This is a genomic window from Streptomyces sp. NBC_00466, assembly GCF_041433995.1.
Lineage (GTDB): Bacteria > Actinomycetota > Actinomycetes > Streptomycetales > Streptomycetaceae > Streptomyces.
On record NZ_CP107896.1, the window covers coordinates 4,925,226 to 4,947,509 of the forward strand.

General features: G+C 71.5%; 19 protein-coding genes and 1 pseudogene. 15 read left to right on the plus strand and 5 right to left on the minus strand.

Annotated elements, in window-relative coordinates; all coding sequences use genetic code 11:
- Positions 1 to 67 precede the first annotated feature (67 nt).
- From OG210_RS22105 to OG210_RS22125, 5 genes are all read left to right on the plus strand, one after another.
- Complete coding sequence (locus OG210_RS22105) at positions 68 to 1,018, plus strand: hypothetical protein (protein ID WP_328326446.1); 951 nt, start codon at positions 68 to 70, stop codon at positions 1,016 to 1,018.
- A 50-nt stretch (positions 1,019 to 1,068) separates the two neighbouring features.
- On the plus strand, positions 1,069 to 4,233 hold the full coding sequence (locus OG210_RS22110; protein WP_371540431.1) for a S41 family peptidase: 3,165 nt from the start codon (positions 1,069 to 1,071) through the stop codon (positions 4,231 to 4,233).
- A 192-nt stretch (positions 4,234 to 4,425) separates the two neighbouring features.
- On the plus strand, positions 4,426 to 4,785 hold the full coding sequence (locus tag OG210_RS22115; protein ID WP_328326442.1) for a histidine triad nucleotide-binding protein: 360 nt from the start codon (positions 4,426 to 4,428) through the stop codon (positions 4,783 to 4,785).
- Positions 4,786 to 4,790: 5 nt separating this feature from the next.
- Positions 4,791 to 5,708 (plus strand): ribonuclease Z, encoded by a 918-nt coding sequence (locus OG210_RS22120; protein WP_328326440.1) that lies wholly within the window; start codon positions 4,791 to 4,793, stop codon positions 5,706 to 5,708.
- 72 nt (positions 5,709 to 5,780) lie between these two features.
- The gene (locus OG210_RS22125) at positions 5,781 to 6,794 is read left to right on the plus strand and encodes an adenosine deaminase (protein WP_328326438.1); all 1,014 of its coding nucleotides are present in this window, start codon (positions 5,781 to 5,783) and stop codon (positions 6,792 to 6,794) included.
- Here OG210_RS22125 and OG210_RS22130 read toward each other — a convergent pair.
- Together OG210_RS22130 and OG210_RS22135 are read right to left on the minus strand one after the other, a co-directional pair.
- Complete coding sequence (locus OG210_RS22130; RefSeq protein ID WP_328326436.1) at positions 6,740 to 8,098, minus strand: MFS transporter; 1,359 nt, start codon at positions 8,096 to 8,098, stop codon at positions 6,740 to 6,742. The genes OG210_RS22125 and OG210_RS22130 overlap by 55 nt on opposite strands.
- 190 nt (positions 8,099 to 8,288) lie before the next feature.
- Positions 8,289 to 9,080, minus strand: a complete 792-nt coding sequence (locus OG210_RS22135; protein ID WP_328326434.1) for an IclR family transcriptional regulator — start codon at positions 9,078 to 9,080, stop codon at positions 8,289 to 8,291.
- 125 nt (positions 9,081 to 9,205) lie between these two features.
- Here OG210_RS22135 and OG210_RS22140 point away from each other — a divergent pair, with 125 nt between their 5' ends.
- The 8 genes and pseudogenes from OG210_RS22140 (at position 9,206) to OG210_RS22175 (ending at position 17,649) form a co-directional block, all read left to right on the plus strand.
- Positions 9,206 to 10,228, plus strand: coding sequence for a 5-dehydro-4-deoxyglucarate dehydratase (locus OG210_RS22140; RefSeq protein WP_371538448.1), 1,023 nt, complete (start codon positions 9,206 to 9,208; stop codon positions 10,226 to 10,228).
- On the plus strand, positions 10,225 to 11,535 hold the full coding sequence (locus OG210_RS22145) for a glucarate dehydratase family protein (protein ID WP_328326430.1): 1,311 nt from the start codon (positions 10,225 to 10,227) through the stop codon (positions 11,533 to 11,535). The genes OG210_RS22140 and OG210_RS22145 overlap by 4 nt, the downstream gene beginning before the upstream one ends.
- A gap of 155 nt (positions 11,536 to 11,690) precedes the next feature.
- Positions 11,691 to 13,117 (plus strand): annotated as a pseudogene (locus OG210_RS22150) (MFS transporter).
- 130 nt (positions 13,118 to 13,247) lie between these two features.
- Positions 13,248 to 14,333 carry a PfkB family carbohydrate kinase gene (locus tag OG210_RS22155; RefSeq protein WP_328335418.1) on the plus strand — a complete coding sequence of 362 codons (1,086 nt, stop codon included), beginning with the start codon at positions 13,248 to 13,250 and terminating at the stop codon, positions 14,331 to 14,333.
- A gap of 119 nt (positions 14,334 to 14,452) precedes the next feature.
- Entirely contained in the window at positions 14,453 to 15,484 is a 1,032-nt protein-coding gene (locus OG210_RS22160; RefSeq protein WP_328326428.1) for a PhoH family protein, read from the plus strand.
- Positions 15,485 to 15,512: 28 nt separating this feature from the next.
- Positions 15,513 to 16,010 (plus strand): rRNA maturation RNase YbeY, encoded by a 498-nt coding sequence (ybeY, locus tag OG210_RS22165; protein WP_328326426.1) that lies wholly within the window; start codon positions 15,513 to 15,515, stop codon positions 16,008 to 16,010.
- Complete coding sequence (locus tag OG210_RS22170) at positions 16,007 to 17,299, plus strand: hemolysin family protein (RefSeq protein ID WP_328326424.1); 1,293 nt, start codon at positions 16,007 to 16,009, stop codon at positions 17,297 to 17,299. The genes ybeY and OG210_RS22170 overlap by 4 nt, the downstream gene beginning before the upstream one ends.
- Positions 17,296 to 17,649, plus strand: coding sequence for an MmcQ/YjbR family DNA-binding protein (locus OG210_RS22175; RefSeq protein WP_328326422.1), 354 nt, complete (start codon positions 17,296 to 17,298; stop codon positions 17,647 to 17,649). Before OG210_RS22170 ends, OG210_RS22175 begins: the two co-directional genes overlap by 4 nt.
- Positions 17,650 to 17,691: 42 nt before the next feature.
- Here OG210_RS22175 and OG210_RS22180 read toward each other — a convergent pair whose 3' ends face one another.
- Entirely contained in the window at positions 17,692 to 19,122 is a 1,431-nt protein-coding gene (locus OG210_RS22180) for an MFS transporter (RefSeq protein ID WP_328326420.1), read from the minus strand.
- A 175-nt stretch (positions 19,123 to 19,297) separates the two neighbouring features.
- Here OG210_RS22180 and OG210_RS22185 point away from each other — a divergent pair, with 175 nt between their 5' ends.
- Complete coding sequence (locus OG210_RS22185; RefSeq protein WP_328335417.1) at positions 19,298 to 20,119, plus strand: helix-turn-helix transcriptional regulator; 822 nt, start codon at positions 19,298 to 19,300, stop codon at positions 20,117 to 20,119.
- A 27-nt stretch (positions 20,120 to 20,146) separates the two neighbouring features.
- Positions 20,147 to 20,509, plus strand: coding sequence for a cytidine deaminase (locus tag OG210_RS22190; RefSeq protein WP_328326418.1), 363 nt, complete (start codon positions 20,147 to 20,149; stop codon positions 20,507 to 20,509).
- A 39-nt stretch (positions 20,510 to 20,548) separates the two neighbouring features.
- On the opposite strand, the gene OG210_RS22195 is transcribed toward OG210_RS22190, so the two are convergent.
- Together OG210_RS22195 and OG210_RS22200 are read right to left on the minus strand one after the other, a co-directional pair.
- The gene (locus OG210_RS22195) at positions 20,549 to 20,887 is read right to left on the minus strand and encodes a P-II family nitrogen regulator (protein ID WP_164264502.1); all 339 of its coding nucleotides are present in this window, start codon (positions 20,885 to 20,887) and stop codon (positions 20,549 to 20,551) included.
- A complete protein-coding gene (locus OG210_RS22200) occupies positions 20,884 to 22,215 on the minus strand; it encodes an ammonium transporter (RefSeq protein ID WP_371538451.1) in 1,332 nt (443 codons plus the stop codon). The genes OG210_RS22195 and OG210_RS22200 overlap by 4 nt, the downstream gene beginning before the upstream one ends.
- Positions 22,216 to 22,284: the final 69 nt, after the last annotated feature.

Consider the following 22,284-nt stretch of genomic DNA (forward strand, 5'->3'; position numbering starts at 1 on the left):
GATTTAGGTGTACGGATCTTCGCCCCGGGCCCGCGCGCGGCGGGCCGTCGCCGGTCAGAGTGGGTCCATGGCTGCCCTACCCGAACCGGACGCCCTCCCCGAGCCGGAGCCCGGCGCGCTCGCCGAACGCCTTGCCGCCACCCGCCTCGTGACCCTCACAGGCCCCGGCGGCATCGGCAAGTCACGGCTGGCCGCCAGACTCGGCGAGGAACCCCCGTGCACCGGCACGCCCGTGCACCGGGTCGACCTCTCCGGCTGTCCGGACGCGGCGCTCGTCCCGTACATGGTGGCCACCGCGCTGCACACCGCGCCCGCACCCGGCACCGACCCGGTACGCGCGGTGCTCGACCTGCTCACCCACAGCCGGGGACTGCTCGTCCTGGACACCTGCGAACACGTGCTGACGGGCTGCGCCTACCTCGTCGGCCGGCTGCACGACAGCTGTCCCGGGCTCCGGATCCTGACCACCAGCCGCAAACCGCTCGGCCTGCCGGGCGAACACCTGGTGGAGGTCCCGCCGCTGCCCCGCGAACGGACCGCCGGGCTGCTCCAGGAACAAGCCGCCTCGTACGGTGTCGAGTTGCCCGACTACTGGGCCGGGCAACTGGCCGGCCGGCTCGACGGCGATCCGCTCTCCGCCCTGCTCGCCGCCCGGAGCCTGCGGCTGATGACCGCGCAGCAGCTGCACGGATCGCTCTGCGCGCCCGGCGGGCGGTTCACCGTCCTCACCGACGGCCCCGGCGACCCTGCCAGGCACCGCACACTCCTGGAGGCCGTCGAGTGGAGCCACGAGCTGTGCAGCAGGGCCGAACGGCTGCTCTGGGCACGGCTGTCGGCGTTCACCGGTGAGTTCACCGCCGAGCAGGTCCGTACGGTCTTTCCCGACGGATCCTCGCTCGCGTCCCTGGTGAGCTCGTCGGTGGTGCTCGCCCGTGGCGGCGGGACCTACCGGCTGCCGCTGGCGCACAGGGAGTACGGACAACTCAGGCTCGCCGGACTCGGCCACGCCATAGGGTGATCCTTGTGAACCAGCCTTCCTATCTCCGGTTTCCGCATGTCCAGGGCGATCTGATCGCTTTCACCGCAGAGGACGACGTCTGGATGGCCCCGCTCGACGGCGGCCGTGCCTGGCGGGTCAGCGCCGACAACAGCCCCGTCAACCATCCCCGGATATCTCCCGACGGCCGCTGGGTCGCCTGGACCTCCACCCGGGACGGGGCGCCCGAAGTGCATCTCGCCCCCACCGAAGGAGGCCCCTCCAGGCGTCTGACGTACTGGGGCGACGCACGGACGTCCGTCCGGGGCTGGACCCCGGACGGCGAGGTGCTCGCCATCAGCACCCACGGCCAGAGCTCGCTGCGGCGCAGCTGGGCGCGGGCCGTTCCGGTCGACGGCGGCCCGGCGCGGACCCTGCCGTACGGACCGGTGGGCTCCCTCGCGTACGGGCCGGACCAACGGGTACTGCTCCTCTCGGCGACGATGGGCCGCGAGGCCGCCGGCTGGAAGCGGTACCGGGGCGGCACCGCGGGCAAGCTGTGGACCGGTGAGACCGGCGGCGACTTCGTACGGCTGCACGCGGACCTCGACGGGAACATCGAGTGCCCGCTGTGGGTGGGCGACCGGGTGGCCTTCCTCTCCGACCACGAAGGTGTCGGGGCGCTCTACTCCTCGCTCCCGGACGGCTCGGAGCTGCGCAGGCACACCGCGACCGACGGGTTCTACGCACGCCACGCGGCCACCGACGGCACCCGTGTCGTCCACATGGCGGCCGGTGAGCTGTGGATCGTCGACGACCTCGAAGGCGCCGAGCCCCGCCGGATCGACGTCCGGCTCGGCGGCCAGCGCGTCGACCTCCAGCCCCACTCGGTGCGCGCCGGGCACCACATCGGCACGGCGTCCCCGGACCGTACGGGCCGGGGCAGCGCCGTCGAGTCACGCGGCGCCGTGCACTGGGTCACCCACCGGGAGGGCCCGGTCCGCGCACTGGCCGCCGAGCCGGGGGTACGGGCGAGGCTGCCCCGCACCTTCCGGGCCGACGGCGCCGAGCAGGTCGTCTGGGTCACCGACGCGGAGGGCGAGGACGCCCTGGAGTGCGCGCCCGCGACCGGCGCCGCCCCGGCGGCCGCCCCGCGCCGCCTCGCCCAGGGCCGCATCGGCCGGGTGCTCGGGCTCGCAGCGGCCCCGGACGGCAGCCGGTTCGCCGTCGCCGCGCACGACGGGCGGGTGCTGGTCGTCGAGCGCGAGTCCGGCGATGTGCACGAGGTGGACCGCAGCGAGGACGGCGACGTCTCGGGCCTGGTCTTCTCGCCCGACTCCTCCTGGCTGGCCTGGTCGCACCCCGGCCCCGAGCCGCTGCGCCAGCTCAAGCTCGCGCACCTGGCCGACCTCTCCGTCGCCGAGGCGACCCCGCTGCGCTTCCGGGACTTCGACCCGGCCTTCACCACCGACGGCAAGCACCTCGCCTTCCTCTCCGAGCGCGCCTTCGACCCGATCTACGACGCGCACGTCTTCGACCTGGCGTTCATCGGCAGCTGCCGTCCCCACCTGCTGACACTCGCCGCGACCACACCGTCGCCGTTCGGACCGCAGCGGCACGGCCGCGCGACCGAGCGGGACAAGGACGCCGACGAGCACGACGCACCCACGGCGCTGCCCGTGACCCGTATCGACCTCGATGGTCTCGCCGACCGGATCGTGCCGCTGCCCGTCGAGGCCGGCAGCTACTCGACGCTGCGCGCCGCCAGGGACGGGCTGCTCTGGCTGCGCCACCCGCTGCGCGGGGTCCTCGGCACGTCCGGGGCCACTCCCGACGCGCCCTGGCCGCACACCGTCCTCGAGCGGTACGACCTGGACAAGCTGCGCGACGAGGAAATTGCCCCGGACGTCGACCACTTCGAGGTCAGCGGCGACGGCAAGCGGCTCGTACTGCACCGGGACGGCAAACTGCGCGTCGTCCCGTCGGACAGCCGGGTGGCCAAACCCGACGCGGACGAGGACACCGACAGCAACATCTCCGTCGACCTCTCCCGGATCCGCCGGACCCTCGACCCGGCCGCCGAGTGGCGGCAGATGTACGACGAGGCCGGCCGCATCATGCGGGACAACTTCTGGCGCCCCGACATGTCCGGCGTCGACTGGGACGGGGTCCTGGACCGCTACCGGCCGGTGCTCGCCCGCGTCGCCACCCATGACGACCTGGTGGACCTGCTCTGGGAGGTGCAGGGCGAGCTGGGCACCTCGCACGCCTATGTGACGCCGCCGGGCGGCTGGCGCGACGACGCCACCCGGCAGGGGCTGCTCGGCGCCGACATCTCCCGTACGGAAGAGGGCAGTTGGCGCATCGACCGGGTTCTGCCCTCGGAGACGTCCGACCCCGCGGCGCGCTCCCCGCTCGCCGCGCCGGGCGTGGCCGTCCGCGCGGGGGACACCGTCCTGGCCGTCGACGGCCAGGCGGTCGACCCGCTCACCGGGCCCGCGCCGCTGCTCACCGGCTCGGCGGGCAAGCCCGTCGAGCTCACCGTCTCGCCCGCCGACGGGGGCGATCCGCGCCATGTCGTGGTCGTGCCGACCGGTGACGAGGAGGCGCTGCGCTACCACGCGTGGGTGGCCGACCGCCGGAGCTACGTCCATGAGCGGTCCGGCGGCCGTCTCGGCTATCTGCACGTCCCCGACATGGTCGGCTCGGGCTGGGCGCAGCTCCACCGCGACCTGCGGGTCGAGGTGGCCAGGGAGGGCCTGGTCGTGGACGTACGGGAGAACCGCGGCGGCCACACCTCGCAGCTGGTGGTGGAGAAGCTGGCCCGCCGCATCGTGGGCTGGGACCTGCCGCGGGGGATGCGGCCCTCCAGCTACCCGCAGGACGCCCCGCGCGGTCCTCTGGTGGCCGTCGCCAACGAGTTCTCCGGCTCGGACGGCGACATCGTGAACGCGGCGATCAAGGCCCTGGGCATCGGGCCCGTGGTCGGCACCCGCACCTGGGGCGGCGTCATCGGCATCGACAGCAGGTACCGGCTGGTCGACGGCACCCTGGTGACCCAGCCCAAGTACGCCTTCTGGCTGGAGGGTTACGGCTGGGGTGTGGAGAACCACGGGGTCGACCCGGACGTCGAGGTGGTCCAGGCGCCGCAGGACCACGCGGCGGGCCGGGACCCGCAGCTGGACGAGGCGATCAGGATCGCGCTCGCCGCGCTGGAGGAGACCCCGGCGAAGACCCCGCCGGGCCTGCCGGGCTGACGGCTGTGCTGTGCCCCCGCCATGCGCCCACGGCCGGGCGGGGGCGCATGGCCCGGGGCGGAGCGCGGGCGTACCGACCGCCCCCGGCTAGCATGGCCGCGTACACGATCATCACGGACCGGCACCATCACGGACCGACACCGGCCCGACCGGCAGTGCGACCGGCCGGCACCATGACCGAGGAGTGAGCGCATGGCGGGAGAGCCGCAGACCGACTGCCTGTTCTGCAAGATCGTCTCGGGAGACATTCCGGCGACCGTGGTCCGGGAGACCGACACCACCGTCGCCTTCCGTGACATAAACCCGCAGGCACCCACGCACGTTCTGGTGATCCCCAAGGTGCACTACCCGGACGCCGCCACCCTCGCGGCGGCCGAACCGCAGATCGCCGCGGACGTGCTGCGCGAGGCGGCCGAGGTCGCCGCCGGGGACAAGGTCGACGGGACCGGGTACCGGATCGTCTTCAACACCGGGTCGGGCGCCGGCCAGACCGTCTTCCACGCGCACGCCCATGTCCTGGGCGGCCGTGGACTCAACTGGCCGCCCGGATAGTCCCGTTGTCCGTACGAGAACTCGTGGTGCTCGGCACCGCCAGCCAGGTCCCGACCCGGCACCGCAACCACAACGGCTATCTGCTGCGCTGGGACGGCCAGGGCATCCTCTTCGACCCCGGCGAGGGCACCCAGCGGCAGATGCTGCACGCCGGGGTGGCCGCGCACGACATCGACCGGATCTGCGTCACGCACTTCCACGGGGACCACTCGCTGGGCCTGGCCGGGGTGATCCAGCGGATCAACCTGGACCAGGTCCCGCACCCGGTCACCGCGCACTACCCGGCGAGCGGGCAGCACTTCTTCGACCGGCTGCGGCACTCCACCGCCTACCGCGAGTCCGTCGCCCTGGTGCAGACCCCGGCCACCGGCGACGGAGGCGTCCTGGCGCGGACACCCGCGTACACGCTGGAGGCGGTCAGGCTCTCGCACCCCGTCGAGTCGTACGGCTACCGGCTGACCGAGCCCGACGGGCGCCGGATGCTCCCGGAGAAGCTTGCCGAGCACGGTGTGTCAGGACCCGGCATCGGGCAGCTCCAGCGGGAGGGCGTGCTCGACGGGGTCACCCTCGACCAGGTCAGCGAGGTACGGCGCGGCCAGCGCTTCGCCTTCGTCATGGACACCCGGCTCTGCGACGGGGTCCACCGGCTCGCCGACGGCTGCGACCTGCTGGTCATCGAGTCGACCTTCCTCGACGACGACGCGCGGCTGGCGGCCGACCACGGCCATCTGACCGCCGGACAGGCGGGCCGTGCCGCGCGCGACGCGGGCGTACGGCACCTCGTCCTGACGCACTTCTCGCAGCGGTACCCCGACTCCGCGGAGTTCGGCAGACAGGCGCGCGCCGCGGGCTTCGAGGGTGAACTCACCGTCGCCGACGACCTGATGCGCGTCCCGGTCCCCACCCGGCACCCCACCGCCTGACCGCAGGCCCGCCCCCAAAATGAGAACAGCCCCCACATCCCCACCCACACCACCGACCTGAGCGAGACCCCGATGCACCACCTCCCCAAGGCCGAACTCCACCTCCACATCGAAGGCACCCTCGAACCCGAACTGGCCTTCGCGCTCGCCGCGCGCAACGGCATCGAGCTGCCGTACACGGACACCGAAGCGCTGCGCAAGGCGTATCTCTTCAGCGATCTCCAGTCGTTCCTCGACCTGTACTACGGGCTGATGGCCGTGCTGCGCACCGAGGAGGACTTCGAGGAGCTCACCGAGGCCTACCTCGCGCGCGCCGCCGCGCAGGGCGTGCGCCATGCCGAGATCTTCTTCGACCCGCAGGCGCACTCGGCGCGCGGCGTGCCGATCGGTACCGTCATCGAGGGCATCTCGCGGGCGCTCGGGCGCAGCGAGGAGCGGCACGGCATCTCCACGCAGCTGATCATGTGCTTCCTGCGCGACGAGTCGGCCGACTCGGCGATCCGCACCCTGGAGGCGGCCAAGCCGCATCTGCACCGGATCGCGGCGGTCGGCCTCGACTCGGCCGAGGTCGGGAACCCGCCGTCGAAGTTCCGCGAGGTGTACGCGGCGGCCGGCGAACTGGGGCTGCGCAAGGTCGCGCACGCGGGTGAGGAGGGCCCCGCCACCTATGTGCGCGAGGCCCTGGACATCCTCGGGGTGGAGCGGATCGACCACGGGCTGCGCTCGATGGAGGACCCGGAGCTGGTGGAGCGGCTGGTCAGGGACCGGGTGCCGCTGACGCTCTGCCCGCTGTCGAACGTACGGCTGCGGGCCGTTGACACCCTGGAGCAGCACCCGCTGCCGCAGATGATGGCCGCCGGGCTGCTCTGCACCGTCAACTCCGACGACCCCGCGTACTTCGGGGGCTACGCGGGCGACACCTTCCACGCCGTGCACGAGGCGCTCGGCCTCGGGCACGAGGAGCTGCGGACACTGGCCCGCAACTCCTTCCTCGCCGCCTTCCTGGACCACGACGAGGAGCGCAGGGCACGCTACTTGGCAGAGGTGGACGCGTACGACTTCGACGCGGACCTCGATCTGGGCTGAACGCCCCCGGTGAGCCGGTACTTGCGGCGGGGTACCGGCTCCGGTTCCAGGGCGATCTCGGTGACGGTGAGTTCGGGCGCGCCGAGCTGCGGGACGCCGGGCGCCACCGCGCCCAGGGTGCCCGCGACGACGGCCGCAGGGGCGCCGCCCCTGCGGCGTACCGCACCCGGCATCAGGGGGCGGCCCGATGTGTGCAGCGCCACCGCGGTCAGCGGGACCGCCAGCAGCAGGAGCACTGCGCACAACACCGCCCCCATCAGCGGGAAACCGGTCCGCGCGGAGAGCAGACTGCCCGCCACCGGGCCGCAGGCCACGCCGATCGACGACGCCGAGCCGACCAGGACGGCCCAGCGGCCGCGCGGATCCAGCGAGGCGGCCAGACCGATCAGATAGGACAGCACCACCGGGTAGAAGGTGTTCCAGAGGATCTCGCCCGACGCGAACGAGCCGAGCCCGCTCGCCGATGAACTCAGCGCGATACACGCCGAGATGATCACCGTGCCGCCGCCGATCGGCAGTGCCCTGCCGAGCCGCGAGCCGAGCGCCCCGGCCCCCGCGACGCCGATCAGTCCGGCGCCCAGCGACACCGCGAAGATCGCGCCGACCGCCACCTCGGACAGCCCCGCCTGATCCTGGCCGATCCGGCTGCTGACGCCCCAGAGCGAGTTCTGGGCCATGGCCCAGCAGACCATCGCTCCGGCCAGCACCGAGCCCGAGCCCAGATGAGGGATCCGGCCGCGCCCGGCCCCGGTGGCGGGCTGGTGCGGGCGGATCCTGCCGAGCCGGCCGGTCGCCGGCCAGACGAGAGCGGCGACCAGCGCGATGGCGGCGAACGGCGCCCGGTGGCCGCCGCCGAGCTGCGGCAGTACGAGGTAGAGGGCGCCGGCTGTCGCCGACACCGTGAGCAGTCCGGTGGCCGAGGCCCGGTGGGGGTCGGGCAGGCCCGCGATGCCGCCCGCGGCCACCGCCGTCGCCGTACCGGAACCCACGCCGCCGACGGCGGCCCCCGCGATGACGAGGGGGAGGTACGAGGTGGTGGCGGCGGCGCCGTACCCGGCGAGGGCGAGCAGCAGCCCGACGCGGGCGACCCGCTGCGGGCCGATGCGCTCGACGTGCGAGGCCAGTACGAGACCGGCGCCCGCCGAGCAGAGGAGGAGGACCGAACCGGCGACGCCGGCTTCGGCAGGAGAGAGGCCGAGGCCGGAGCCGAGGCGTCCGACGATGGTCGGCAGGAGGTACGAGGCGAGGTAACCAGCGGTGAACACGGCGATGAGAGGCCATGTGGCGCGTGAGCGCGAAGACACGGGCGTTCCTGACAGAGACATGCCTGTGACCAGGCAGAAGAGTGGGGGGAAGTGGGCGTCGTGTCATTGACAGGAGCGCGCGGCCAATTTGTATCAACCACGCGGAGCCAACGAAAAGCCGCCACTCTGTGATCTATAACACCTTCGGTTTATAGTCACGCAGGCGCGGGCAACAGTGAGGTTTTTTTACTCAGATCCAGTCGGGTGCACCGGGCAGCGTGTGCGCCGCGGCCTCGATCTCGGCCCGTACCTCGCGCATCGTCGCGATGATCCGGCGCTCGTGCCCGGCGGTCAGCCGGGTCACCGGAACCGAGCAGCTGACGGCGTCCACCGCGGGCGTGTCGTACCGCAGCGCGAAGCCGAAGCCGACGATGCCGGTGACGCCCTCCTCCCGGTCGACCGCGTAGCCCCGCTCGCGCACCAGTGCCAGATCGGCGTCGAGGGCGGCCCGGTCGGCCAGGGTGTTCGGGGTCAGCCGTTCCAGTTCGCCGACGGGCAGCCCGTCCGGCCCGTCGGCGGCTCGCTCGGCGAGCAGCGCCTTGCCCAGTGAGCTGACGTGGGCGGGCAGCCTGCGGCCGACGCGGCTGAGGGTGCGCAGATACTCGTGCGACTCGCGGGTGGCGAGATAGACCACGTCGCCGCGGTCGAACCGCCCCAGGTGGACGGTCTCCCCCAGCGCGGTGGACGCCTTGTCGAGATACGGCTTCACCGCCCGCACCCGGGCATCCGTGTCGAGATAGCTGGTGCCGGTGAGCAGGGCCCGGATGCCGATGCCGTACAGCGATCCCGTCGCGTCGGTGCGGACCCAGCCGCGGTCGGTCAGCGTCTGCAGCAGCGCGTACATGGAGCTGCGGGGGACGCCGAGCTCGTCGGCGAGTTCCCGCAGCCGGGCGGGCCGGTCGCCGCGCGCGGCGAGCACCTCCAGCAGCTCGACGGTGCGGCCCGCCGACTTCACCTCGCGTACGCCTCCGGTCTCCGGCATGCCCAGAGCCTAGGGCCCCGCGGAGCGGCGGGTGGTGCGGGGCCGGTCGGAACCCTTGACGCCTCTCGTTCATGTATCTACTGTCCATTTTCATGCATGGACGCCATCTACATACGGAGACATGAATGGATGCGGGGACCAACACGGGGGCCAACGCTGGGACCAACACAGCGCCCGGTGCAGGGACGGATACGGGAACCGGTCCGCGGTCGGCGCAGGTGGCCGGGACAGTGGCGCGGCTCAGGGAAGGCATGGCCCGCGGGGTTCTCTCCTTCCCGCTGACCGCCTTCACCGACGGCGGAGACCTCGACACCGACGGGTACCGGGCCTATCTGGAGACCCAGTTGGCCGCCGCCCCCGGCGCGGTCTTCCCGGCCTGCGGCACCGGTGAGTTCTTCTCGCTGGACGAGGACGAGTACCGCAGCGTCGTCACCGCCACCGTCGAGGCGGCCGCCGGACGTACACCCGTCGTCGCGGGCATCGGCTACGGCTGGGCGCAGGCCGTCAGATTCGCCCGGATCGCCGAGGAGGCGGGCGCCGACGCGGCGCTCGTCCTCCCGCACTACCTCGTGGCGGCCCCGCAGGACGGACTCGTCGCGCAACTGGAGCAGATCGCCGCACGCACCCGGCTGCCCCTCATCGCCTACCAGCGCGGCCAGGTCGCCTTCACCGCCGCGTCGCTCCGCCGCATCGCCGCCGTCCCCGGCGTCATCGGGCTCAAGGACGGCCACAGCGACCTCGACCGGCTCCAGCGGCTGACCCTCGCCGCCCCGGACGGCTTCCTCTTCTTCAACGGCGCGTCCACCGCCGAGATCCAGGCCCGCGCCTACGCGACCGTCGGTGTCCCCGCCTACTCCTCCGCCGTCCACGCCTTCGCCCCCGAGATCGCCGGAGCCTTCTTCACCGCACTGCGCACGGACGACCAGGCACGCCTGGACGCGCTGCTCCGCGACTTCTACGTTCCGCTGGTCGAACTCCGCGACCGGGTCCCCGGATACGCGGTCTCGCTGGTCAAGGCCGCCGCCCGGCTGCGCGGCCACCGGGTCGGCCCGGTGCGCGCACCTCTGACCGACCCCGGCCCCGACGACCTCGCGGCCCTGGACACCCTGCTCACCGCCGGACTCGACCTCGTAGGAGCGGCCCGATGACCCCCAACACCCCACGTGAACTGGCGATCGCCGAGGTCCGGCTCACCCCGGTACTGATCTCCGACCCGCCGCTGCTCAATGTGCACGGCGTGCACCAGCCCTACACCCCGCGGCTCGTCGTCGAGATCGTCACGGAGTGCGGGGTCAGCGGTATCGGCGAGACCTACGGCGACACCAAGTACCTGGACATAGCCCGGCCCTACGCCGAACTGCTGCCGGGCCGGTCCATCGCCGACCTCAACGGCCTCGCCGCACTCGCCCAGCAAGTCGGCACCGGCGGCGCGGGGGTGGATGACGCGATCGACGTGGGCGGGCTGCGCGGCGTACAGACCGCGGACAAACTCCGGCTCTCGGTCTTCTCCGCCTTCGAGGTGGCCTGCCTCGACGCGCTGGGCAAGGTCCGGGGCCTGCCGGTGCACACGCTGCTCGGCGGGAAGGTGCGCGACTCGGTCGAGTACAGCGCGTATCTCTTCTACCGCTGGGCCGAACACCCCGACGGCGCGGGGGAGTCCGACACCTGGGGCGAGGCCGTCGACCCGGCGGGCATCGTCGCGCAGGCACGGCGATTCGTGGACGACTACGGCTTCACCTCGTTCAAGCTCAAGGGCGGCGTCTTCCCGCCGGACCAGGAGATCGCCGCGGTGAAGGCCCTGGCCGAGGCGTTCCCGGGTCACCCACTGCGGCTCGACCCCAACGGCGGCTGGACCCCGCAGACCTCGCTGAAGGTCGCCGCCGAACTCGCCGGCGTACTCGAATACCTGGAGGACCCGGCCCCCGGCACCGCCGACATGGCGGAGGTCTCCGCGGGCACCGACGTGCTGCTCGCCACCAACATGTGCGTGACGACGGTCCCCGAGATCCGCGAAGCCTTCCTGACCGACGCGGTCCAGGTGGTCCTCTCCGACCACCACTACTGGGGCGGACTGCACGCCACCCGTGAACTGGCCGCGATCTGCCGGACGTTCGGCGTGGGTCTCTCCATGCACTCCAACACCCACATGGGCATCAGCCTCGCCGCGATGACCCATGTCGCGGCCACCGTGCCCAACCTGGACTACGCCTGCGACAGCCACTACCCGTGGCAGACCGACGACGTGATCACCACCCGCCATGTCTTCACCGACGGCGCCCTGCCGGTCTCCGAAGCCCCCGGTCTCGGTGTCGAACTCGACCGGGACAAGCTCGCCGCGCTGCACCGGCGCTGGACCGAGGACGACGGCACCATGCGCGACCGTGACGACGTCACCGCGATGCGCAAGGCGAAGGGCTACGAGGACTGGACGTCCCCGGTGCTGCCCCGCTGGTGAACCACCGGGGGAGGGGCGCCCGTTCCGCGGAGCCCCTCCCCGGCGGAGACCTCCCCGCCCTGCTCCACCCGTTCCCTCCCACCTCCCCGCCCTGCTCTGCCCGCTCCTTCCGACCTCCCCGCCCTGCTCTGCCCTGCCCACGATCGGAGCCGCTCGTGTCCGCAGCAACCCCCGCCCCCGTAGAGCACTCCCCAGCCGTCCAGTCCGCCATCCGCAAGATCTTCAAGCGCGTCGTACCGCTCTTCTTCGTCATGTTCGTGGCGAACTACATGGACCGGGTGAACCTGGGATTCGCCCAGGACCAGCTACGGGCCGACGTGGGTCTCTCCGCCGCCGCCTTCGGGCTCGGTGCCGGGATCTTCTTCGTCGCGTACGCCATATTCGAAGTCCCCAGCAACATGCTGATGGAACGCTTCGGCCCCAAGATCTGGCTCACCCGGATCATGATCACGTGGGGCGTCGTCGCCACCGCGATGGCCTTCGTCAGCAGCCTGAGATGTTCTACGCCCTGCGCTTCCTGCTCGGAGTCGCGGAGGCGGGCTTCTTCCCCGCCGTGATCTATTACCTGTCCCGCTGGCTGCCCGACTCGCATCGCGGCAGGGCGACCTCCATCTTCCTGATGGGTTCAGGGACGGCGACGGTCGTCGTCGGCCCTGTCTCCGGCGCCCTGCTGGAGATGCACGGCGTCTGGGGGCACTCCGGCTGGCAGTGGATGTTCTTCATCGAGGGCGTCTTCTCCGTCGTCCTCGGCTTTGTCGTCCACCGCTTCCTCGACTCCAGCGTCGAGAAGGCCACCTGGCTGACGGAGGACGAGAAGCAGGGTCTTATCGCGGCCATCGACACCGAGCAGCGGGAGCGGGACGCCCACCGCGACGACACCAAGGTCTCCCGCTGGAAGCTGCTCGCCGACCCGCAGATGCTGCTCTTCCTCTGGATCTACTTCGCCATCAACGTCGCGCTGTACGCCGTGACGTTCTGGCTGCCGTCGATCGTCGACGACCTCGGCGGGCTGAGCGAGTTCCAGGTCGGGCTGCTGACCGCGGTGCCCTGGCTGTTCGCGCTCCTCGCGCTGTACGTGACGGGCCGGATCTCCGACCGCATCGGCAAACGCCGTCCGATCCTGGTGGGTCTGCTGCTGCTCGGCGGCACCGGCACACTGCTTGCCGTCTTCGTCTCGCCATGGGTGGGCCTGGGCGCACTGTGCATCGCCGCGATGGGCTTCAAGCCGGCGTCGCCGATCTTCTGGACGATCCCGCAGAGCTACCTGGACGCGCGGGCAGCCGCCCCGGGTATCGCACTGATCAACTCCATCGGAAACCTGGGCGGGTTCGTCGCGCCGACCGCCTTCGGGCTGCTGGAGGACTCCACGGGATCCACCAAGGGCGGGCTCGTCGGGCTCACCGTGATCGGGTTCCTCGCCGCGCTGAGCGTGCTGCTGGTGCGGGGCGGCGGACGTAACGACAGGACCAGGGCCAGGCCCGCAACCGCCCCTGCGAGCAGGGGCCGCGAGGCGAACCCCGGAGTGGCGCCCCGGAGTGCGGCGTCCCCCGGAGCGGCGGCAGCACGGCCCGCGGAGGCCTGAGAGGACGGGCACGGCCACCGCAGGACGCCGCAGCACGAGGCGCGTCCACGCTCCCGCCGAACCGGTGGTGCAGACTGTTCTCCATCCGCACCGTTGGCCAGTCCGCGACCCGTTGGAGCATACGGTGGCCATTCCTGCCGAGCCCGCCCTGGATCCGCTGAAGGAGACCCGCCGTCCCGACGATCCGCCCTGTGACGTCTACCTGACCGGCACGGTCTTCCTGGACATCATCTTCACCGGCCTCGACAGCGCACCGGTGCGCGGCACCGAGTCCTGGGCGCGCGGCATGGGTTCGAGCCCCGGCGGGGTGGCCAACATGGCCACCGCGCTGGCCCGGCTCGGACTGCACACCTCGCTCGCCGCGGCCTTCGGCGACGACCACTACGGCGAGTACTGCTGGGACGCCCTGGAACAGGGCGAGCAGATCGACCTGTCGCGCTCCCACACCGTGCCCGGCTGGCACTCCCCGGTCACCGTCTCCATGGCGTACGAGGGCGAGCGCACCATGGTCTCGCACGGCCACGAAGCGCCACCGCCGTTCAGCACCCACCCCAACTGCCCACCGCGTGCCCGCGCCGCCATCGCCTCACTGGGGCCCGGCAGCCGCGAGGAGTGGGTGCTGCGCGCCGCCGACCGGGGCACGAAGGTCTTCGCCGACGTCGGCTGGGACGAGACCGGACGCTGGGACCTGGCGTGCCTCGCCGACCTGGAGCACTGCGAGGCGTTCCTGCCCAACGCCGAGGAGGCCATGCGCTACACCCGAACCGACTGCCCGCGCGCCGCGGCCCACGCCCTCGCCGACAAGGTCCCGCTGGCCGTCGTCACCCTGGGTGCCGAGGGTGCGTACGCGGTGGACGGGTCGACCGGCGAGGCCGCGTCGGTGCCCGCCATCGCGGTCGAGGCACTCGACCCGACGGGCGCGGGCGACGTCTTCGTCGCGGGCTTCGTCACCGGGACGCTGGCGGACTGGCCGCTCGCCGACCGGCTGGCCTTCGCGGGGCTCACGGCGGCGCTCTCGGTCCAGGAGTTCGGCGGCTCGCTCTCGGCACCCGGCTGGGCCGAGGTCGCCGCCTGGTGGCAGCAGGTACGCAGCTGCGCGGGCCAGGACCGGGCCGCGCTGCGCCGGTACGCCTTCCTGGAGGAACTGCTGCCCGCGGCGGCCCGGTCCTGGCCGCTGCGCCGGGCCGTGCCGACGATCGGCTTCCGCGCACCGTAACGACCTCGCCGTAAAAGCCCTGGCGTTGTCAGTGCGGCGTCGTAGGCTTGGAGGTCCAGAGGTTGTCGAGCAGCGAGAACCCTGCAACGGGAGGTATGCGCAGGCCCGAGGGCCGGCCCATGACTCAGACACCTACACAGCCGCAGGCGCGTGCCCACATCACTGTCCCGGCCGCACACCCCATGGTGATGCTGCTCGGTTCGGGCGACTCGCTGCTGCGCGTGATCGAAACGGCGTTCCCGGCGGCCGACATCCATGTCCGGGGAAACGAGATCAGTGCCACAGGAGCGGCGTCCGATGTCGCCCTGATCCAGCGCCTGTTCGACGAGATGATGCTGGTGCTCCGCACCGGGCAGCCGATGACGGAGGACGCTGTGGAACGCTCGATCGCCATGCTCCGGGCCAGCGAGAACGGCGAGGGCGAGCCGGGGGGCGAGACCCCGGCCGAGGTCCTCACCCAGAACATTCTGTCCAGCCGCGGCCGCACGATCCGCCCCAAGACGCTCAACCAGAAGCGCTACGTCGACGCCATCGACAAGAACACGATCGTGTTCGGCATCGGCCCGGCGGGTACCGGCAAGACCTACCTCGCGATGGCCAAGGCGGTCCAGGCCCTCCAGTCCAAGCAGGTCAGCCGGATCATCCTGACCCGCCCCGCCGTCGAGGCGGGGGAGCGGCTCGGCTTCCTCCCCGGCACGCTCTTCGACAAGATCGACCCGTATCTGCGCCCGCTGTACGACGCGCTCCACGACATGCTGGACCCGGACTCGATCCCCCGGCTGATGGCGGCCGGGACGATCGAGGTGGCGCCGCTGGCCTATATGAGGGGCCGCACGCTGAATGACGCGTTCATCATCCTCGACGAGGCGCAGAACACCAGCGCCGAGCAGATGAAGATGTTCCTCACCCGCCTCGGCTTCGACTCGAAGATCGTCGTCACCGGTGACGTCACCCAGGTCGACCTGCCGAGCGGCACCAAGAGCGGGCTGCGCCAGGTGCAGGACATCCTGGAGGGCATCGACGACGTGCACTTCTCCCGGCTCACCACGGAGGATGTCGTCCGGCACAAGCTCGTCGGCCGTATCGTCGACGCGTACGAGAAGCACGACAGCCAGAAAGACAGCCGGAAAGACAGCCGGAAACGGCTGTAGGCACAGACCGAAAGAGTCAGCAGTCCCCATGTCGATCGACGTCAACAACGAGTCCGGAACCGAGGTCGACGAGCAGGCGATCCTCGACATCGCCCGCTACGCCCTCACACGGATGCGGATCCACCCGCTCTCCGAGCTGTCCGTGATCGTCGTGGACACCGAGGCCATGGAGCAGCTGCACATCCAGTGGATGGACCTGCCGGGTCCCACGGATGTCATGTCCTTCCCGATGGACGAGCTGCGTCCACCGGCCAAGGACGAAGAGGAGCCCCCGCAGGGGCTCCTCGGTGACATCGTGCTCTGTCCCGAGGTCGCCAAGCAGCAGGGCGAGGAAGCCCCGACGCAGCACTCCATGGATGAGGAGCTCCAGCTCCTGACCGTCCACGGGGTGCTGCACCTGCTGGGCTACGACCACGAGGAGCCCGACGAGAAGGCCGAGATGTTCGGCCTCCAGGCCGCGATCGTCGACGGCTGGCGGACGGAGAAGGGACACACCGGCCCCTCCCCGGCGCCGACCGTCTCATGACCGCGCAGCTGATCGTCGGTGCGGTCGCGCTGGTCGTGGTCGCCTGGCTGGCGGCCTGCGCCGAGACCGGCATCGCCCGTACATCGAGCTTCCGGGCCGCCGAGGCCGTACGGTCGGGGCGGCGCGGCAGCGACAAGCTGGCGCAGATCGCCACCGACCCCACCCGGTATCTCAATGTGGCGCTGCTGGTGCGGGTCGCCTGCGAGATGGCGGCCGGGGTCCTCGTCACCTATGTCTGTCTCCGGGAGCTGTCCGAGACCTGGCAGGCGCTGGCGCTGGCCATCGCCCTGATGGTGCTGGTGAGTTATGTGGCCGTCGGCGTCTCGCCGCGCACCATCGGCCGCCAGCACCCGCTGAACACGGCGACCGCCGCCGCGTATGTGCTGCTGCCGCTCGCCCGTGTGATGGGTCCGGTCCCGCAGTTGCTGATCCTCATCGGTAACGCGCTGACGCCCGGAAAGGGCTTCCGCAAGGGCCCGTTCGCGTCCGAGGCCGAGCTGCGCGCCATGGTCGACCTCGCCGAGCAGGAGTCGCTGATCGAGGACGACGAGCGCCGGATGGTGCACTCCGTCTTCGAGCTGGGCGACACCCTGGTCCGCGAGGTGATGGTCCCGCGCACCGACCTGGTCTGCATCGAGCGCTCCAAGACGATCCGCCAGGCCACCACGCTGGCGCTGCGCTCGGGCTTCTCGCGGATCCCGGTGACCGGGGAGAACGAGGACGACATCGTCGGCGTCGTCTACCTCAAGGACCTGGTCAGGAAGACCCACATCAGCCGGGACGCGGAGACCGACCTGGTCTCCACCGCGATGCGCCCCGCCGTCTTCGTGCCCGACACCAAGAACGCCGGTGATCTCCTGCGCGAGATGCAGCAGGACCGCAACCATGTGGCCGTCGTCATCGACGAGTACGGCGGCACGGCGGGCATCGTCACCATCGAGGACATCCTCGAAGAGATCGTCGGCGAGATCACCGACGAGTACGACCGTGAACTGCCGCAGGTGGAGGACGTGGGCGAGGGCCGCTTCCGGGTCACCGCCCGCCTGGACATCGAGGATCTGGGCGAGCTGTACGGCCTGGACGAGTACGACGACGAGGACGTGGAGACCGTCGGCGGTCTGCTGGCCAAGGCCCTCGGCCGGGTGCCGATCGCGGGCGCTTCCGCGATCGTCGACCTGCCGGACGGCAGGCGGCTGCGGCTCACCGCCGAGTCCCCCGCGGGCCGCCGGAACAAGATCGTGACGGTGCTGGCCGAGCCGGTCGCCGATGTGGAGGAGACAGCGGGATGAAACCGCAGGAGCTCAGGGCGTTCTGCCTGGAATTCAACGCCGCAGCCGAGGAGTTCCCGTTCGGCCCGGAGACCTCGGTGTTCAAGGTGTGCGGCAAGGTCTTCGCCCTGAGCCACCTCGACGGTGACCCGCTGCAGATCTCGCTCAAGTGCGACCCGGACGAAGCGGTCCGGCTGCGCGCCGAGTACGAGGCGGTCGTCCCCGGCTGGCACCTCAACAAGCGCCACTGGAACACGGTGACGGTCGGGCCGCTGCCCGACCGTCTGGTCCGTGAGCTCATCGAGGATTCGTACGACCTGGTGGTGGCCGGTCTGCCGAAGGCGGAGCGCCTCCGGCTCGACCGCCCCTGACCGGAAAGGACCGGGCGGGAACAGGCCCCGTCCGGACCGGAGTCAGACGGCGCGGCCGTGGTCACGGCTGCGCCGGCCGAGTCCCACCGCAACCAGCACCGCGGTCCCGACGAGGATCGCCCCGGCGATGCCCAGCACGGTCCGCACCCCGTCGAAGAGGTCGGGCCCGGTGGTGGCCAGCACTCCGAGCAGCGGGATGCCGACGGTGATGCCGACCTGCTGGGTCGTGGTGACGAGCCCGGTGGCCAGGCCCTGTTCGGCGTCCGGCACACCCGAGGTGACGGTCAGCCCGTACGAGATGATCGCGCCCAGGTGCGCCATGCTGGCCACCGAGACGGCGACCGTGGCCAGCCAGACCCCGGAGTCGGCGCCGAGCCCCAGCATCGTGGCGATGAGCAGGCCCTGGGCGAGCAGCGAGCCGACCAGCACCCGGCGTGCGCCGAGCCGCCCGATGACCTTCGGTGCGATCATTCCGGCGGCCACCGACGCCAGGCCCTGGACGCCGAAGACCAGCCCGGTCCGGAAGCTGGACAGGTGCAGGACCTCCTGGAGGTACAGGGTCAGGACGAAGACCACCGTCGACATCATCGAGAAGGTGATGAGCCCGCCCAGGTTGCCCCAGGCCACGGTGCGCCGCTTCAGCATCGGCAGCGACACCAGCGGGGCGTCGGCGCGGGATTCGACGACCACGAAGCCGGCCAGCAGGGCGATGCCCAGCACCAGCGACACCAGGACGTCGGCGTGGCCGAAGCCGCGCTGGGCCGCCGTCGACAGTGCGTAGATCATCGCGAGCAGCCCGCCGGTGACGGTCACCGCGCCGGGGATGTCGAGCCGCGGCCGCTCGGAGTGGCGCGACTCGGTGAGCAGCCGGGGAGCCACGGCGAGCACGATCACCGCTGCCGCGCCCAGCAGGCCCATGGTCGAGCGCCAGCCCAGGGTGTCCGTCAGGACGCCGCCCAGCACCATGCCGACGGTGAAGCCGAGCGAGAGCAGGGTGCCGCTGATGCCCAGCGCCCGGTCGCGCTGCGGGCCCTCGGGAAACGTGGTGGTCAGCAGGGACATCCCGGTCGGCACGATGACCGCGGCGCCCAGGCCCTGGAGGGCCCGGCCGGTGAGGAAGACCTCCTGGTTCCAGGCGAAGGTCGCGATCAGCGAGGCCGCGCCGAAGACGGTGAGACCTGTGAGGAACAGCTTGCGCCGGCCGAAGAGGTCGGCGATCCGGCCGAAGAGGAGCAGAAACCCGCCGGAGGGCAGTGCGAAGGCGGTGACGGCCCACTGGAGCCCGGCCCGGGTCATGCCCAGGTCCTGGCCGAGCACGGGGAGCGCCACGTTCAGTACGGAGAAGTCGAGCGCCACCATGAACTGGGCCGCGCACAGGACGAGCAGGACGAGCTTGGCCCGGCCGGTGAGCCGGTCGCCGGCCGCGGGTGGGGCGGTGGTCGGGGTGAGTACGGGTGAGGTATCGATCGCCATGTCCCGAGCTTCGGGCTTCGGGAACAATCGTGGGGAGCGGGTACTTATGCTGGTGGCCGCACCACCAGGCAGCCGTACAGGGGGAGACGTCGTGGCGAGTCCGATCGAGAGCGGTGCGGAAGGGCCGAGGCCCGGCACCAAGGCGCACCGGCTCAGTGAGCTGCGGGAGTTCCTGATGAGCCGGCGGGCCAGGGTCACTCCGGCCGAGGCGGGACTGCCCGACGGCGGTGGCCGGCGCCGCACGCCGGGGCTGCGGCGTGAGGAGGTCGCCGTCCTCGCGGGCGTGGGCGTCTCCTGGTACCAGTGGCTTGAGCAGGGCCGGGACATCACGGTGTCGCCGCAGGTCCTGGACTCGGTGGGCCGGGTGCTGAAACTGAGCAGCGCCGAGCGCCGCCATCTCTATGTGCTGGCCGGGCTGAACCCGCCGCCGCAGGAGGTCGATCCGGCCAATGCGGACATGTGCGAGGGGCTCAAGCGGCTGATCGACGCGTGGATGCCGTTCCCGGCGCACATCATGGACCAGTACTGGAACACGATCATTTACAACGACGCTGCGGCGATGACGCTGGCCATGCGCCCCGGCCTGGTGCAGAACTGTCTGATCGCGTTCTTCACCGACCCCGTCTACCGGGCCCGCGCCAAGGGCTGGGAGTCCATCGCACACCAGGTGGTCGCGCAGTTCCGGGCCGCCTGCTCGGAGCGCCCGGAGGACGACGGTTTCCAGGCGGTCGTCACCGAGGCGCAGGAGCGCAGCCCCGAGTTCGCCGAGCTGTGGGAGCGCCGGGACATCGCGCCGGGCGGCCAGATCCGCAAGGAGCTGGAGCATCCGGTGGTCGGCACGCTGTTCGTGGAGTCCACCCAGCTGAGGGTTCCGGCCCGGCCCGATCTGGCGATCGTGCTGCACACCCCGCTGCCCGACACGGGGACGGAGGCCAAGCTCCAGTGGCTGGCGTCGCCGGAAGGCCGCAGGGGCTCGATGTACCCGGTCGCCAACTGACCGGTGCGGGCTCTTTATGCTCTGCCCATGAGCGACGACGCAGCGAACAAGGTCCCGGACGCCGAGGACCGCAAGATCATCACGCTGGCGCGCAGCGCCCGGGCCCGTAACGGGGTGCCCGAGGGCGCCGCCGTACGCGACGAGACCGGGCGTACGTATGTCGCGGGCACCGTCGAGCTCGACTCGCTGAAGCTCTCCGCGCTGCGGACCGCCGTCGCGATGGCGGTGGCGAGCGGGGCGCAGTCGCTGGAGGCCGCCGCCGTGGTCAGCGCCGCCGGGGAGGTGTCCGACGAGGACCGTGCCGCGGTGAAGGACCTGGGCGGAGCCGGTACCCCGGTGCTGCTGGCGGGCCCGGACGGCACGCTGCGGACAACGGTCACGGCGGGCTGAAGCGCTTCCGCTGCCTCCGGGTGCCGGCGGGCGCGCTGATCAGAGCGCGTCGGGGCCGCGCTCGTCCGTTCTGACGCGTACGACCGTCTCCACCGGCACGGCCCAGACCTTGCCGTCACCGATCTTGCCGGTGTGGGCGGCCCGTACCACCGCGTCGATGACCGCCTCGCTCTCCGCGTCGCCGACGACCACCTCGATCCGGACCTTCGGTACGAGGTCGACGCGGTACTCGGCGCCGCGGTAGACCTCGGTGTGCCCGCGCTGCCTGCCGTATCCGCTCGCCTCGGTGACCGTCAGGCCGTTGACCCCGAGTTCCTGGAGGGCCGTCTTGACGTCGTCGAGCTTGTGCGGCTTGACGACCGCGGTGACCAGCTTCATGGCTTGACCTTCTGCAGCACGGAGGCGGAGAGCGGGGCTCCGTGGCCCAGCACGCCGTGATCGTAGGCGCTCTCTGCGTGCACCGTCAGGTCGAGGCCCTGCTGCTCGTGTTCCTCATCGGCCCGGAAGCCGGTCAGCCGGTCGATTCCCCTGCCGATGCCGTACGTCACGGCGAACGCGTACACCGCGACCGCCAGCACACCGACGCTCTGCCGCCCCAGCTGGCCGAACCCGCCGCCGTACAGCAGCCCGCGCGCGCCGCCCGTCATCCCCGCTGTCGCGAACAGCCCGATCAGCAGCGTCCCGACGATCCCGCCCACCAGGTGCACCCCGACGACATCCAGGGAGTCGTCGTAGTTCAGCCGGAACTTCCAGCCGACCGCGTACGAGCAGAGCACCCCGGCCGCGAGCCCGACGACCAGCGCCCCGACCAGCCCGACCGAACCGCAGGACGGGGTGATCGCGACCAGACCGGCCACCGCCCCGGACGCCGCGCCCAGTGTGGTCGGGTGGCCGTCCCGCTTCTGTTCGACGAAGAGCCAGCCGAGGAGGCCGGTGCAGCCTGCCGCGAGGGTGTTCAGGAAGACCGCGGCCGCCAGCCCGTTGGCGCCGAGCGCCGAGCCCGCGTTGAAGCCGAACCAGCCGAACCAGAGCAGCCCCGCTCCCATCACGACCATCGGCAGGTTGTGCGGGCGCATCGAGTCCTTCTTGAAGCCGAGCCGCGGCCCGAGCACCAGACAGAGCGCGAGCCCCGAAGCGCCCGAGACGATCTCGACCGGCATACCGCCCGAGAAGTCCAGCGCCTTCAGATCGCTGAGGATCCAGCCGCCCGGCCCCCACACCCAGTGCGCCACCGGGACGTATACGAGCAGCGTCCACACGGGGACGAAGACCAGCCACGCGCCGAACTTCGCCCGGTCCGCGATGGCCCCGCTGATCAGCGCGGCCGTGACGATCGCGAAGGTGAGCTGGAAGGTCGCGAAGAGCAGCGTGGGCACCGAACCCCGCACACTGCCCGGGCCGATACCGGCCATGCCGGCGTGGCCGAGCCCGCCGATCAGGCCGCCGAACGCGTCGGGGCCGTAGACCAGTGAGTAGCCCGCCAGCAGCCAGACCACGGTGACGAGCGCGATCGACACGAAGCTCATCATCAGCATGTTCAGCACGCTCTTGGTGCGGACCATCCCGCCGTAGAAGAGTGCGAGGCCGGGCGTCATCAGCAGGACCAGCGCGGTCGCGGCGAGCACCCAGGCGGTGTCGCCGGTGTCGATACCGGCGGCCAGGGTGGTCAGCGGTGGCAGGGGTGTCGCAGGCGTCGCATGCGTCACAGGGGGGTCACCTCTCCGGTTACGTTGCGGTAGAGGTTCCCGCTTTCGCGTTTCCACACGGCTGCACCC

Excerpts from the sequence above, each read along its gene's own strand:
- OG210_RS22105 (WP_328326446.1), top strand. The coding sequence starts at position 68 with ATGGCTGCCCTACCCGAACCGGACGCCCTCCCCGAGCCGGAGCCCGGC.
- OG210_RS22115 (WP_328326442.1), top strand. The coding sequence starts at position 4,426 with ATGGCGGGAGAGCCGCAGACCGACTGCCTGTTCTGCAAGATCGTCTCG.
- OG210_RS22125 (WP_328326438.1), top strand. The coding sequence starts at position 5,781 with ATGCACCACCTCCCCAAGGCCGAACTCCACCTCCACATCGAAGGCACC.
- OG210_RS22135 (WP_328326434.1), bottom strand. The coding sequence starts at position 9,080 with ATGCCGGAGACCGGAGGCGTACGCGAGGTGAAGTCGGCGGGCCGCACC.
- OG210_RS22140 (WP_371538448.1), top strand. The coding sequence starts at position 9,206 with ATGGATGCGGGGACCAACACGGGGGCCAACGCTGGGACCAACACAGCG.
- OG210_RS22145 (WP_328326430.1), top strand. The coding sequence starts at position 10,225 with ATGACCCCCAACACCCCACGTGAACTGGCGATCGCCGAGGTCCGGCTC.
- OG210_RS22160 (WP_328326428.1), top strand. The coding sequence starts at position 14,453 with ATGACTCAGACACCTACACAGCCGCAGGCGCGTGCCCACATCACTGTC.
- ybeY (WP_328326426.1), top strand. The coding sequence starts at position 15,513 with ATGTCGATCGACGTCAACAACGAGTCCGGAACCGAGGTCGACGAGCAG.
- OG210_RS22170 (WP_328326424.1), top strand. The coding sequence starts at position 16,007 with ATGACCGCGCAGCTGATCGTCGGTGCGGTCGCGCTGGTCGTGGTCGCC.
- OG210_RS22175 (WP_328326422.1), top strand. The coding sequence starts at position 17,296 with ATGAAACCGCAGGAGCTCAGGGCGTTCTGCCTGGAATTCAACGCCGCA.
- OG210_RS22180 (WP_328326420.1), bottom strand. The coding sequence starts at position 19,122 with ATGGCGATCGATACCTCACCCGTACTCACCCCGACCACCGCCCCACCC.
- OG210_RS22185 (WP_328335417.1), top strand. The coding sequence starts at position 19,298 with ATGAGCCGGCGGGCCAGGGTCACTCCGGCCGAGGCGGGACTGCCCGAC.
- OG210_RS22190 (WP_328326418.1), top strand. The coding sequence starts at position 20,147 with ATGAGCGACGACGCAGCGAACAAGGTCCCGGACGCCGAGGACCGCAAG.
- OG210_RS22195 (WP_164264502.1), bottom strand. The coding sequence starts at position 20,887 with ATGAAGCTGGTCACCGCGGTCGTCAAGCCGCACAAGCTCGACGACGTC.